This window comes from Longimicrobium sp. (assembly GCF_036280135.1).
Taxonomy (GTDB): domain Bacteria; phylum Gemmatimonadota; class Gemmatimonadetes; order Longimicrobiales; family Longimicrobiaceae; genus Longimicrobium.
Genome location: NZ_DASURI010000044.1, coordinates 1 through 12,775, shown reverse-complemented (window position 1 = coordinate 12,775; position 12,775 = coordinate 1). Strand labels below are relative to the sequence as shown.

The window sequence follows — 12,775 nt, the reverse complement described above, 5'->3', positions numbered from 1 at the left end:
GCCCGTCCCTGCGCGCGTAGCGGCAGACGCAGTACACCACGCGCGCCGTGTTCTCGGCGCGCGATCCGCAGTACAGGCACTCCAGCACGCTCGCGCCATCCGCCTGCATCAGTCTCATCCGACTCATTGTCCTTCCGTCCTTTCTATCCGTACCCGGATCATCTTTCGTTGAAAATCGGCAAACAAAAAGAGCCGTCCCCGCGGGGGACGGCTCCCTTCGCGTGCCTTGCGGCGTGCGGCCTTAGCCGACGCGCGTCACGTTCTCGGCGGCGGGGCCCTTCTGGCCCTCGACGACGTCGAACTCCACCTGCTCACCCTCGGCGAGCGACTTGAAGCCGCTGCCCTGGATGGCCGAGTGGTGCACGAAGCAGTCCTTGGCCCCGTTCACGGGCGTGATGAAGCCGAAACCCTTGCTGTCGTTGAACCACTTGACGGTTCCCATGGTACGCATACCGGTACTCCTGTCTGGATGTGTGCTGACCGTCGAGGTGCGCGGTATCTCCGTACTCACCGACCGTCGTGCTTCGCGGGATTTCGATTTCGCCCCCCGCATCGGGCGTCTCAGCGAAGCCCGGAAAAACAAAAAGGACCCGGGACAGTGTAGCATCCCAGGTCCGTTCGTCCTCTGGTATTCGGGCCGCGTGCGGCCGTCCGCTTGCTGAAGTACCCAAGCTAGCGCATCCGCACGCTCCTGTCAACCGCATGGCGCCAGGACGCGATCGGCGGATGGCCGGTTCCGGCGCGTCACTCCTCCGTGACGACGCTCTGCACCACCTTGCCGTCGCGCACCAGGGCATACCCCACGGGGCCGGCGGAGCGGCCGCGGCTGACGGCGGGGTTGGCAAAGGCCCACAGCTCGTCGCCGTCGCCGGCCTGCTGCTTGAGCTTTTGCCACGCCATCCGCACGCGCAGGGCGTTGGCGGGGCCGGGGCCGCCGCCGTACGACGTGGGCGCGTTCTCCACCCGCTGGGTGAGCCACTCCGTCGGGATCGTCTTCACGAAAGGCACGTAGCTGTAGAGCATGAACGGGAAAGGGCGAACCGGGGCGGCCGGCGGCGGCCGTCCGCCCCGCGGGCACGTGCGTCAGGCCTGCGGATAGGCCGTGAGCTCGCCGTCGCGCGTAAGGAGCACGGAATTCCCGGGCCCCTGCTGCAACAGGTCCATCCAGCGGCCGCCGGACAGCTGCTCCAGCAGGCGCGCGGAGGCGTCCTTGCCCTGGACCATGGCCCGGTGCTCGATGTGCAGGAACCGCGCGTCCGTGCCGGGGCCGGCCATGAAGCGCCACACGTGACGGCCGGACTCGTTGCGCTCGGCCGTGCGCACCTGCCGCCAGCGCCCGCGCGCCTGCCGCTTGATGGCGGCGCTCAGCTCCCCCGCCACGCGGGTGATCTGCTGTTTCCGGGATTGTTGCGGGGTCATGGAAAACCTGGGTGCGTGCATGGCGCGGGCGAACGGCCCGCGAAGGTGCTCCGGCGGCGCGGAATGCGCCGGGGAGGAACGGGGTGGATGGACGCAAAACGCCCGCGGCCCTTACGTCTGCGCTGACGTGAGAGCCGCGGGCGTTTTCGCATGCGGGGATGCCATGCTCCCCGGGCGAATCCCTGCATACCCCTCCGCGCGAGGGCGGTTCCGGCGCGCCGACGCGCGTCTTCGGCGCATGGACCGGCCTCGCTCAGGGGCTGGCGTCGCTCGCGGACTTCCCGGCGGCGTACGGATCCTGCGCGATGAGCCACGCGGGCGGGCCGGTGTTCACCCGCACGTCCTCCACGTCCGCGGAAATCTCCATCGTCTCGCCGTCCAGCATCCGCAGGAACATCTCCATCAGCATGCGCGTCTGCACGGCTGTCTGCGACGGGTCGGCGGGGGCGGCGAGCTGGGCCGTGAGCCCGTCGCGCATGGCCGCGCGCTGCTCGTCCGTCAGGTTGGCCTGCATCCGCAGCAGCACGTGCAGCCGGCGCGGCACGGTCACGCCGTTCACGGCCGCGTGGTCGCTGAACGTCATCTGCAGGGTCACGCGGCCCCCGTTGATCATGGCGCCGCCTGCGCTGGGCTCCACGTCGGCGGCGGCCACCACGCGCAGCAGCTGCCGCGTGCGCGCGTCCACGGCCACGTACGCCGAGTCGGGGATGTCCATCGTCTCCACCGCGAGCCCCGGCACGCGCGCCCGCAGCACGTGCGCCACGCGGTCGCCCACCGTGTCCGACGTCACGTAGCGGGCGTCGCGCGCGATCTCCGATGTGTCCGTCGCGCCCGCTCGGTGCTCCGCGGCCAGGCGCGGCCATACGATCATGCTCTTGAACAGGTCGGCGAGCGGCGCGTCGTCCTGCTCCTCCACCTCCCAGCCGTCGCCGTCGCGGTGCACGTACAGCTCCGTGCGCACGGGCCCGGAGGTGAGCGTCAGCACGTAGTTCGACACGCGGGCCGGCACGTTGTCGTGTGCCCGCTTCAGTGCCTCGGCCATGATTCCCGCGGCGATCCCGTCCGGTTCCGGCTGTGCGGCGATGGGAGCTGCGAGGGCCAGCGCGGCCACGACGGCGATGACGATGGATGGACGCATGATGACGTGCGGGAGATGGATGAGGATGATCCGGGCCCCAGGGACCGCCAGGCGTGGTGCCCGTCCGCAATTGTGCCGGTACCCCGTGTGTCCAGGCAAGAGCGACGCGCACCGGCCAGTCGCCGTCGTCCGTCGCCGTTACTGATCGCGATCGGGTGATGATGTAGCGGGGCTGTTCCTGCGACGCAGACCGCGCAAGGGCGTTGCCCATATTTGGATGGTCCTGTACCGCTGCCCGGCAGACCCTGCCAGCGTATGGAGGGGGGCGCTGGCCAGGCGTACAAGCGCTTCGTCCGCCCACGAGTAGACAGGGTGCGGCTGGTCGGCCCGTACGCGCTGCGCCGCATTGTTGCTCCGGCCCCGTCCCTGCGGGTCTTGTGCCTCGAGGATCAGGAGGTGGAATACCGCGTCGGAGAGTTGCTGGGCGTTCACCGTGGCAGAATCCAGCAGGATCACGTTTGGCGACCCTGCGGCAGCGCGGCGGAGCACTGTCGGCGCCGCTCCATCGACCGTGAGCACGAGCGTGATGGGAATCCTGCGATCCGGTCCCGTGGAGGGACTGAACGCATCCGTCTGGGCGGAGAGGTGCGGAACTGTGGCGCCAAACCCGAGCGCGAACGCGAGTGCAAGCGTACTGCGGGAAAGGTTCATGGTGGACTTCGGTTCTGGTTGAGTGCGTGTCTCCCTCGTGTTCGGCTCATGCGGAGGATTGCTCGCAGTATGTTTGCTCCTCCGTGTAGCGGTACTCGGTCTCTCCCGTGTCCGGGTAGTACCAGTAGTGCTCGATGCTCACGGTATAGCATCTTAACACGGTGCCTCCGCCCCCACCTCCGCCGCCACCGTCACCGCTGCACGTCGGGAGGGTAGCGGAAGTCGGGATGGCGACACCGGCATCGTAGGCTTCGATATCGATTCGTTCCCAGTCATCCTCGCACAGCTCCACCAGTCGGCCAAGGGAGGCTACATGATCCCGGTGTATGGTGATCCCGTACAGCGATCGGTACACCCAGCAATGCACCTGGATCTCAGCATCTTCCCACCGGTACTTCCCATTGCCAGAAACCAGGGTTTGAGTGGGATAAGCGTAATACCAGTTCCAGGACGGCAACGGAAAATCGCTGCGCTTGCTTCGCCATTCAGACTTGAACCACTGTCCTTCGTACTCAACGCCGAAAGGCGAGTAGAACGACGAACCAAAGGAGTACTCGCAGGGCACGTCCCGGGACTCCCCCACGACCATGTCCTCGTAGCCGGAGCTTACCACACCGGGCCCGTAGGTGTTCTGGGCACGGGCTCCGCGCGGAACAATGGAAAGAGTCAAAAGAATCGCAAAGAGGAGCCCTCTGAGCATCGTTTCCATCGAAGGTTGATGTAGGCGTAAGCGGGGATGGGGAGTTCTTGGCGACGTGCTAGTCCGGATCGCCGCGACGACGGTGATCCCGCATCTGCTGGCGCTGCCTGATCACTGTGGCGCGGCCCCTCATGCCGTAGATGTTGGCTTCGACCTCCGCGTCCGTCGCGTTCTTCCACAGGGGGGCATAGACCGGATCGAGGAGGGGATCGAGCCGCGGATCGAAGAGCTCGACGAGGTTCCCATGGCGCTGGCCGTTCCAGGGTTCTATCTGGAAGTGTGCGAGAATCGCCATCCGGTGGTCCGGGTGGACGAGTTGGAGGAGACGTTCCAGCGCATCGGGGTCGTACATCTCCTGGATGTTCGCGCGCTCCGCCGCGTCGAGGCGAAAGCTTTCGTCCGGCATGTCGAGGCTGATGGACAAGGGCATTGGCGCCGTCTCGGTTGGTGGCAGGCGTTCGCACCCGGTCAGCGTGAGGTACCCGGCGAGAGCCAGCGGCAGGAGCCGTGCTTGGAGTCGCATGGTCAGTTCCCTGCAAACGGATTGTTCAGGCGGGAAACGTCAGATGGCTTTTCGTTCCACTCTAGTCGCGCTGACGCACCAGCGTCAAGCGCTCTCCTCATGCCTCCCCAAAAAACGCGGATGCCGTCCCCTCGCCGAAAGCAGCCTCTCTACCAAGGGACGCCGTCCTCCTGCTGATTCCTCCGGTCCGCGACCGGCCGTCGCATGGCAGACACCAAGCGCTTCCAACCTCCCCCAGCAGTTTTGGGGGAGGTTGGCGAGCTCCGCGAGCCCGGAGGGGGCGCCCCGCGCGGAGGCCGCTCCCATGCACCGGAGCCGGCCCCGTGGTTCGGACACAAGATCCTTCGTCGCCGCCATGGGTCTCGTCCGGATCAGGATCGCGCGGCGGCTCCTCAGGATGACGCTGGTGCCGTGGCGCGATGCGCCGACTCGTGCGGTGGTGTGGAGGAGAAGGCTCGACGCCCGTTCCGCGTCGCTTCGGTTGCCCGGATCAGCCGAGGTGGAGACGCAGCCAGCGCAGCGTCTCGTCCATCGCCTGGTGCCAGTGCGCCTCCGCCATCAGGTGCACGGCGCCGGGGATCTCCACGTACCGCTGCGTCGCCCGCGGATGCGCCTCCGCCAGGCGCGCGTGCAGGGTGCGGGCGGCGCGCGGCGGCACGTTCTCGTCGCATTCGCCCGTCACGGAGAGCAGCGCGACGCGGCCCAGCGCGTCCAGCGCCCCGTCCGGGCCGCCGCCCTCCGGCCACTCCGGCGAACCGAGCAGCGCCACCGCCGCGCGCAGGCCGGGGCAGACGGCGGTCGCCTGGTACACGACGTATCCACCCATGGAGATGCCCGCGATCCCCACGCGATCCACATCCGCCAGCTCCTCATCCGCCAGCGCGCGGACGATCGCCGGCACCTCGGCCGCCGTCTGCGCCACGAGGGCGATCATCGTCCGCAACGCCTCGTCACGGGGCGCGGCCTGGCGCTCGACGAGGTCGGGGAGGCGGCGGGCACCGTGGCCGGCGGCATCCACCCCCACGGCCAGGAACCCCGCATCCGCCAGCTGCGCCAGCTCCTTGCGGTGCGTCTCCTTGTCCACGCCAAAGCCGTGGAACCAGAGCACGGCCGGCAACGGGCCGTGCGCGTCCGGCCGGCGCGCCAGCAGCAGCGGCACGCCGGCCAGGGAGCGCGAATCGAAGTCCGTCATCCGCGGGCGCGCTGGATCATCTCGGCAATGCGGCGCACGCCCTCCGCCACGGCCGCCTCCTCCGGGCCGAACGAGAAGCGCGCGTAGGTGCGGAACCGCGAGGCGCGGCCGCTGCGGCGCTTGCCGGGGTTGATGTCGAAGAACTCGCCCGGTACGCAGATCACCTTTTCCTCCAGCGCCGCCTGGAAAAAGCCCATGCCGTCGTTCAGCGGGGCGGGGAGGCCGGCCAGGTCCGCCCAGACGTAGAACGTGCCCTCGGGCTCCACGTCCAGCCGCATCCCCGTCCCCCGCAGCCCGTCCACCACGATGCGCCGCTTGCGCAGGAACGCGTCGCGGATGGCCGCCGTCTCCGCGCGGACCAGCGCGGGCTCCATGAGCGGGATGGCGGCGCGCTGTAGGGGCCGGCTTCCGCCGCCGTCCAGGAACGATCCGCTGCTCGTCACCGCGTCGATGATGGAGCGCGGGCCCACCACCCACGTCGTCCGCCAGCCGGGGTAGCGCCAGTTCTTCGTCAGCCCGTCCATGATGACGACGGGGTCCGCGTCCACGTCGTCCACGTAGCGGGCGGCGCTCACCAGGCCCTCCTCGTCCGGCGTGGCGCTCCAGCAGTAGTGCGAGTAGAACTCGTCCAGCAGCAGCGTGCACTCCAGCCGCCGCGCCGCCTCGACCCACGACGCCAGCTCCAGGCCGCGGATGGTCCGTCCCGTTGGATTCGATGGATTCGACAGCAGCAGCGCGCTCAGGCCGCGGCCCGTGACCTCGCGCTCCAGCCGGCCCATGTCGAAGCGGTAGCCATCGGTGCCCTCCAGCAGGATGGGGATGGCCGTGAAGCGCCGAAAGATGTCCAGCAGCTCCTCGTACGCCGTGTAGTCGGGGAGAAAGTGGCCCAGGTTGATCTCGCCCAGGGCGGCCACCGTGCGCGTGAGGCCCAGCCGGCCGCCGCCGCAGATGCACACGTTGTCGGCCGTGTACTGCGATTCCTTGCCCTGGCGGTACAGGTGGTTGTAGAGGTTGGCGACGGCCTCGCGCAGCTCGGGAATGCCGGCCACGGGCGCGTACTCCTGGTCCGCCGGGGCAATCTCGGCGCTCAGCAGGCGGTCGGGGGCGCCGGGCAGGGCGCCCGTCTCGGGCATGCCCTGGCCCAGGTTGCACCAGTCGGGGTGGCCGTAGGCGTAGCCGCGCTTCGTGGCTTCGGCCATCACGTAGATCACGCCGGTGAAGGGCACGGCGCGAAAACCGGGAACCGTGGGCGGCGCCACGGCGATTCGTCTGCGTTCCATCTCTGCGGTCCGGGATAGGTCGTCCAGCGCGGGCGAACCTACGCCCGCGCCCCCGCGCCCGGCAAACAACGGTCCGCGCCCTGTCGCCACCGGCGGACGCGCATCATCTTGCCCCGCCCGAACCCCCTTTCCCGCACCCGCATCCCGTCATGGCGAAGGCATCCCCCTCCCAGCGCTACGTCGCGTTCCTGCGCGCCATCAACGTCGGCAAGCGGCAGGTGAAGATGGACCGGCTGCGCGCCATCTTCGAAGAGGCGGGCTTCGACGACGTGGAGACGTTCATCGCCAGCGGCAACGTGATCTTCACGGCGCCGGCACAGGATTCACGGGCGCTGGAGCGGCGGATCGAGGGCGTGCTGAAGGAGGCGCTGGGCTTCGAGGTGGAGACCTTTCTCCGCACGCCGGCGGAGCTGGATTCCATCGCGCGCTACCGCCCCTTTGGCGACGAGGGCGACACGTACACGATGTACGTCAATTTCCTGTACGAGCCCCTGCCGGCGGACGCGGCCGAGCGGCTGATGGCGTTGCGGACGGAGGTGGACGAGTTCCACGTGCACGGCCGCGAGTTCTACTGGCTGGCGCGCAAGAAGGTGAGCGAGTCGCTCGTGACGGGGCCGATGATGAGCAAGGCGATCGGCAAGGTGCCGTCCACCAACCGCAACCTGACGACGGTGCGCAAGCTCGCGGAGAAATACCCCGCCTGAGCTGAGAGGGTGTTGCCAGATCTCGGGTATCGAAAGCGTCATCCTGAGGAGCCGCCGCGTAAACCCGTATCCGTGCACGATCTATGGCGGCGACCGAAGGATCTTGCCCGCGAAGCTCGAGGGCGACTCTCGTGCACGGAAACCGCCCCCGAGTCTCGCACACAAGATCCTTCGGTCGCGCCAAAGTCCTGCGCGCATTCACGTCATGCGCGGCGCTCCCTCAGGATGACGCTTGTTGGTTCCATGGGAAAAGAAAGGGGCAACACTCGTTGAGGCATCCGGCGCCGCGCGGTGTCTGCCCATGCGATCAAGACCTGGGCCTTCCTGCGCGGGGCCTTGTACGCGGCGCGGCAGATTGATATCGTTTCCCGTCGATTCGTGAAAATCGCCTGTTTCCAGAACCCTGCCGCAGGAGAGACGCCGATGAGAGCCGTTCCCGCACGTTCCCTTGCCGCCATCGCCATGGTTGCCGGGCTGTCCGCCTTCGTTCGCCCGGCGCCGTCGTCGGCGCTGTCGGTGTCGCTGTACTGCGAATACGGCTACTGCGAGGCAACGGCGTCGGGCGGATCGGGCAACTACACGTGGACGTGGAACAACGCCAATCCGTCCAACACCGACGGCACCATCAGCTCGGCGACGCCGTGCTGGTCGTACAACGGCCAGACCGTCACCGTCACGGCGACGGTGAACGACGGCGTGGGCACGGCATCCGCCAGCCGCCGCTACACCTGCAGCTACTGACGCGCTGCCTGATCGGGGGGAGGATGCACGAGGGCCGGCTTTCCGCGAGGAAGCCGGCCCTCTCGCTTGCATCCTCCTTTGTCCACCTGCGAGACGCGTCATCCCGGGGAGCCGTCGCGCGGACCCTGCCCGTGCGTGATCCATGGCGGCGAAGGATCCTGTGTGCGAATCACGGAGCCGGCTTTCACGCGTGGAGTCGGTCCCGTGCGAGCGCCCCCTCCGGGCCCGCGGAGCTCGCCCACCTCCCCAAAACCCCTGGGGGAGGTTGGAAGAGCAGGATGATTGCACCCGCGACGGCCGGTCGCGGACCGGAGGAACCAGCAGGAGGACGGCGTCCCTTGGTAAAGGGGCTGCTTTCGGCGAGGGGACGGCATCCGCGTTTTTTCGAAGAGGCATGATCGCGGCGTCGGGCGCGGATGCGGGCTGGTGCACATCATCCACCTGATCGCGATCCGGAAAAGGATGCGGGCTGGATGACAAGCGCTGTTCTGGATGACGGCGGCAGCGGAGGCGGAGCCGCGAAACATGATTTGACAAATCCATTTTTCCATTCTAGCTTGGGGCTATGAAGAGCGTGGACGTGGTCCGGGGCAGGGAACGGCTGCGGGGCGGATTGACGCCGCTGCGCCGCCAGGTGCTGGAGGCTCTGCGCGAGCCCGGCAGCGCCGCCACCCTTGCCCCCGTGCTGGGCGAGACGCGGCAGCGCATCAACTACCACCTGCGCGAGCTGGAAAAGGCGGGGCTGGTGGAACTGGTGGAGGAGCGTCCGCGCCGCGGGTTCACGGAGCGCGTGGTCAAGGCCACCGCGCGGGCCGTGCTGGTGGAGCCCGACGTGGTGGGTGACCTGCAGACGGCCACGCAGGACCGTTTCGCGTCCGACATGCTCATCGCCGCCGCCGCGCGCACGGTGACCCACGTGGCCGAGATGCGCGAAAACGCGCAGGCGGCCGGCCGCCGCCTGGTCACGTTCGCCATCGAGGCCGACGTGGCGTTCGAGACCCCGGCCGACATCGAGCGCTTTGCCAACGAGCTGGCCGACCGCATCGCGGAGCTGGCGAAGAAGTACGACACCCCCGCCGCCCGACGCCGCTTTCGCGTGATCGCGGGTGGGCATCCCGCACCCAGGCCCCAGGAGACCCCCTGATGGACACCGAGACCGCGCCCGCCGAGGGCCAGCACGTCCCCAACCTGGCGGAGCAGAAGCCGTACGTGATCGAGGTGCGCATCGACGCGCCGGCGGACGCCGTGTGGCGCGCCGTGAGCGATCCGGCCGAGATCCGCCGCTGGTTCGGGTGGGACACGCCCAGCCTGGACGAGGAGATCCAGTACATCTTCATCGACCACGCCACGCAGCAGCCGCCCCAGCGCCTGGACTTCGGCGAGCTGCAGACGCTGGACATCGTCCCGGACGGGTCGCGGACGGTGGTGCGGCTGGTGGTGGCCGGCGGCCTGGCCGACGCGCGGTGGGAGGACCTTTACGATGCCATCGAGGAGGGCTGGAGGACGTTCTTTCACCAGCTGCGGTACTACGCGGAGCGGGCGCTGGGCCGGCCGCGCCGCACGCTGTACCTCACGGGCACGGCGCGGGCGTCCGCGGTGCTCGCCGCGCTGGAGGCCGCCGCGCCGGGCGAGCCGTGGCAGTCCAGCCGCCACCAGCGCGCGTTCGCGCCGTCGGCGGGGAACGTGGGGCTCATCAGCCTGCTCTCGCCCAGGCCCCTCGACAGCGACGAGCCGGCCAAGGTGTCGGTGACGCTGACGACCTACGACCTGGACGACGACGCCTTCGCCCAGGTGCAGCGGGAGTGGACGGAGCGCTGGACGGCTCTCGTGCCCGAGGGAAAGGTCAGCGCGTGATTCAGGGAAACTGAATTCTCACGCAGAGCCGCAGAGGCGCAGAGAACTTCATCGCTCGACGAAGTTCTCTGCGCCTCTGCGGCTCTGCGTGAAAAAGCTTTTGATCTTTTACGCCAGCGGCAGGCCGGACGTGGCGCGCGTCTGCTCGTCGTGGAGGGCGCGGATGGGCGTGATGCCGGGGTGCTCCGATCCGCCGCCCATCTCCTCCACGAACTGCGCCGTCGCGCGGCCCCGCGACGCGTTCTGGTACTGCACCTCCCACTGCCGCATCCGCCCCTCTTCCATGGGGCTCTCGTACGGGAACGTCACGGGCGGGTTGTCCATCCCGATGCGCCACGGCTTGGGCGTGAGCCGCGCGCGAAAGCTCTTTTGCACGGCGCACAGCGTGACGTACTGCGGGTCCGCGCCCAGCGCCTGCATGGCCGCCTGCGCGTCGGGGTCCGTGGGCGAGAACGGCGCGTGCGTCACCAGGTAGCGCAGGCCGCTGTGCGTGCGGTACACGCGCACGCGCCACTCCGGGTGCTGCGCCACCCACTGCCGCAGCCGGTCGATGGCCGCTGTCTGCGGGTCGGCGGGCGGCGGGGGCGGCGCGGCGGGCGCGGGGGCCGGCGGCGGCGCGGCCATGGAGCGAAAGCTGCCGAAGATGGACTTGAGCGCGCCCGGCAGCGGCAGCGACTCCACCGCGTCGAACACGGCGTTCAGCGGGTTGTCGCCCGGCGCGGCGGACGCGCGCGACGAGGACGACGGGCTCGCGTCCGCGGCCGGCACGTCGACGTCGATGAAGAACGCGCGGGCGGCGTTCAGCACCAGCGCGCCGTACGAGTTGCGGGTGAGGGCGGCGTCGGGCGTGTCGGCGGCCGGCGCGGCGCCGGGAATCTCGCGGACCACCTCCTCGCGCAGGGGCCGGTCGCCGTACGCGTAGCGCTCGGGAAAGCCCTGTCCCCGCTGGATGCGGTCGGCAATGCGGACGACCGCCTCGTTGGCCAGCGCCTGCGCCTCGGCCGGGCTGGTGCGCGAGCCGCGCCACACGTGGAACCGCACGGGCCGCCCGTCGGGGGTGGTGGCCTGGGACTCGGCGCGGGACCAGTAGCGGGGGATGAGCATTCGGATGGCTCCGGTGTGTCGGGTGGGGATGGTGGGTCGTGATGCGCGCGCGGGCCGCGGCAGGTGCATGGTGCGGCGGATGCGCACGGGATCGACAACATCGAGAACAGATGACGGTGGCGCAAGAATCCGCCGTCCGTCCCCTGGATTCGTGGGATGAAGGCTGTTCGACACGACGCATGCACCCGGCCTGAGCGGCTAACGCCGCCGCTGGGAAAGCGGTAAGCCCCGTCTCGCGCTGACGCACGATGCGAACGGGGCTTCAACTGCTCCGGAGGCCGGGCCCCTGCACAAAGGCGGCGTTCGCACCGGCCCGCATCTGCCATGCGCAGATTGCACTCACGCAATCACGCACTGCTTGCCCGCCTCCGGACGCGACGCTTAACATGCTGCGCCGCATCATCCCCGTCTGTTTCCGCCCCTCATCGCCATCGCATCTCCGCCGAGCGCCGGCGGACACCCCCGAACGCCGGAGCGCCGCATGGGTCCCCTCCTGGTCATCGCCGCCGTCGCCGCGCTCATCGGCGGGGCAGGGTTCTGGAGCACCACGCTGGGCCGAAAGCGCGCCGCGGAGATGCGGGCCGTGGCGCGGCGCCTGGAATGGCCCATGGAGTCGCATCCGCCGCTGACCATCCTTCCCGATCCCAGCCGCTTCGAGCTGTTCACGGCGGGGTGGCAGCAGCGCATCCGCAACTACGCGGCGGGCACGCGCGACGGGCGGCGCGTGGCCGTCTTTGACTACGCGTACGGCGCCGCCCGCGGAAGAACGTGGCGGCAGACCGTGGTCCACGTGCACGCGGATGCCCTGGCGCTGCCGGCGTTCGCCCTGCGGCCGGAGCTGGCGCACCACAAGGTGGGCGCGCTGTTCGGCTACCAGGACATCGACCTGGAGGCGGACGAGCGCTTTTCCGACCGCTACCTGCTGCGCGGGCTGGACGAGGCCGCCATCCGCGGCCGCTTCATCCCCGCGGTGCGCGCGCGCTACGACCGCGATCCGCGGCTGTGCACGGAGGGCTGCGGCGCGGACCTGTTCGTCTGGCGCGCGTCCCATCTTGCCCGCCCGGCGGACGTCCCCGCGCTCATCGACGACGCCCTCGCCCTGGCCGCCGCCTTCGAGCACGGCGCGCCCCCGTCCGACGCAGCGGATTCGGCGGACGGGCGATGACGGGACGGATGCGGATGGGCTGGGCCCTCGCTGTCCTCGCGCTGGTCCTGGCGGCGCGATCGGCCCGGGCGCAGGAGGGGCCGGACGCGCGGATGGATGCGTTTCTCCGCTTCGGTCGCGATTACGGTGCATCACGGGAGCTCGCCTCGTTCTTTCCCGCCCGCGGCACGCTGCTCTGGCTGCTGAAGACCCGAACGGACGACGGCGCGCGGAGGGGCCGATGGCGCTTTGACGCGGCGGAGCTGCCGCGGGCGACGGACGCGGCCACGGGCCCGCTCTGCGGATCGTTCTCTCACGGGGGCGA

The 12,775-nt window shown here is 69.5% G+C and carries 15 protein-coding genes; 6 read left to right on the top strand and 9 right to left on the bottom strand.

What is annotated here, in order from left to right; translation table 11 throughout:
• Window positions 1-241: 241 nt before the first annotated feature.
• The 8 genes from VFZ20_RS01425 to VFZ20_RS01390 all read right to left on the bottom strand — a co-directional run bounded on the left by VFZ20_RS01425 (window position 242) and on the right by VFZ20_RS01390 (window position 6,903).
• Window positions 242-451, bottom strand: coding sequence for a cold-shock protein (locus VFZ20_RS01425; RefSeq protein WP_329682028.1), 210 nt, complete (start codon window positions 449-451; stop codon window positions 242-244).
• Between the two features lie 293 nt (window positions 452-744).
• The gene (locus VFZ20_RS01420) at window positions 745-999 is read right to left on the bottom strand and encodes a hypothetical protein (protein ID WP_329682027.1); all 255 of its coding nucleotides are present in this window, start codon (window positions 997-999) and stop codon (window positions 745-747) included.
• Window positions 1,000-1,083: 84 nt separating this feature from the next.
• On the bottom strand, window positions 1,084-1,419 hold the full coding sequence (locus VFZ20_RS01415) for a hypothetical protein (RefSeq protein WP_329682026.1): 336 nt from the start codon (window positions 1,417-1,419) through the stop codon (window positions 1,084-1,086).
• Between the two features lie 253 nt (window positions 1,420-1,672).
• Window positions 1,673-2,557: a hypothetical protein gene (locus VFZ20_RS01410; protein WP_329682025.1), complete on the bottom strand. Its 885-nt coding sequence runs from the start codon at window positions 2,555-2,557 to the stop codon at window positions 1,673-1,675.
• A gap of 697 nt (window positions 2,558-3,254) precedes the next feature.
• Window positions 3,255-3,917 (bottom strand): hypothetical protein, encoded by a 663-nt coding sequence (locus VFZ20_RS01405; RefSeq protein ID WP_329682024.1) that lies wholly within the window; start codon window positions 3,915-3,917, stop codon window positions 3,255-3,257.
• Window positions 3,918-3,966: 49 nt separating this feature from the next.
• Window positions 3,967-4,338 (bottom strand): hypothetical protein, encoded by a 372-nt coding sequence (locus VFZ20_RS01400; protein ID WP_329682023.1) that lies wholly within the window; start codon window positions 4,336-4,338, stop codon window positions 3,967-3,969.
• A 583-nt stretch (window positions 4,339-4,921) separates the two neighbouring features.
• Window positions 4,922-5,623 (bottom strand): alpha/beta hydrolase family protein, encoded by a 702-nt coding sequence (locus VFZ20_RS01395; protein WP_329682022.1) that lies wholly within the window; start codon window positions 5,621-5,623, stop codon window positions 4,922-4,924.
• Window positions 5,620-6,903, bottom strand: coding sequence for a pyridoxal phosphate-dependent aminotransferase (locus VFZ20_RS01390; RefSeq protein ID WP_329682021.1), 1,284 nt, complete (start codon window positions 6,901-6,903; stop codon window positions 5,620-5,622). Before VFZ20_RS01390 ends, VFZ20_RS01395 begins: the two co-directional genes overlap by 4 nt.
• Window positions 6,904-7,052: 149 nt before the next feature.
• Between VFZ20_RS01390 and VFZ20_RS01385 the strand changes: the two genes are divergently transcribed.
• The 4 genes from VFZ20_RS01385 to VFZ20_RS01370 all read left to right on the top strand — a co-directional run bounded on the left by VFZ20_RS01385 (window position 7,053) and on the right by VFZ20_RS01370 (window position 10,202).
• On the top strand, window positions 7,053-7,607 hold the full coding sequence (locus tag VFZ20_RS01385; protein ID WP_329682020.1) for a DUF1697 domain-containing protein: 555 nt from the start codon (window positions 7,053-7,055) through the stop codon (window positions 7,605-7,607).
• A 423-nt stretch (window positions 7,608-8,030) separates the two neighbouring features.
• Complete coding sequence (locus tag VFZ20_RS01380) at window positions 8,031-8,348, top strand: hypothetical protein (protein ID WP_329682019.1); 318 nt, start codon at window positions 8,031-8,033, stop codon at window positions 8,346-8,348.
• Between the two features lie 565 nt (window positions 8,349-8,913).
• Window positions 8,914-9,492: a helix-turn-helix domain-containing protein gene (locus VFZ20_RS01375; RefSeq protein WP_329682018.1), complete on the top strand. Its 579-nt coding sequence runs from the start codon at window positions 8,914-8,916 to the stop codon at window positions 9,490-9,492.
• Window positions 9,492-10,202, top strand: coding sequence for an SRPBCC domain-containing protein (locus tag VFZ20_RS01370; RefSeq protein WP_329682017.1), 711 nt, complete (start codon window positions 9,492-9,494; stop codon window positions 10,200-10,202). The genes VFZ20_RS01375 and VFZ20_RS01370 overlap by 1 nt, the downstream gene beginning before the upstream one ends.
• 108 nt (window positions 10,203-10,310) lie before the next feature.
• On the opposite strand, the gene VFZ20_RS01365 is transcribed toward VFZ20_RS01370, so the two are convergent.
• Window positions 10,311-11,306: a hypothetical protein gene (locus VFZ20_RS01365; protein ID WP_329682016.1), complete on the bottom strand. Its 996-nt coding sequence runs from the start codon at window positions 11,304-11,306 to the stop codon at window positions 10,311-10,313.
• Between the two features lie 481 nt (window positions 11,307-11,787).
• Between VFZ20_RS01365 and VFZ20_RS01360 the strand changes: the two genes are divergently transcribed.
• Entirely contained in the window at window positions 11,788-12,471 is a 684-nt protein-coding gene (locus VFZ20_RS01360; RefSeq protein ID WP_329682015.1) for a hypothetical protein, read from the top strand.
• Window positions 12,468-12,775, top strand: a 308-nt coding sequence (locus VFZ20_RS01355; RefSeq protein WP_329682014.1) for a hypothetical protein, incomplete at its 3' end; no start/stop codon positions are given. The genes VFZ20_RS01360 and VFZ20_RS01355, both read left to right, overlap by 4 nt.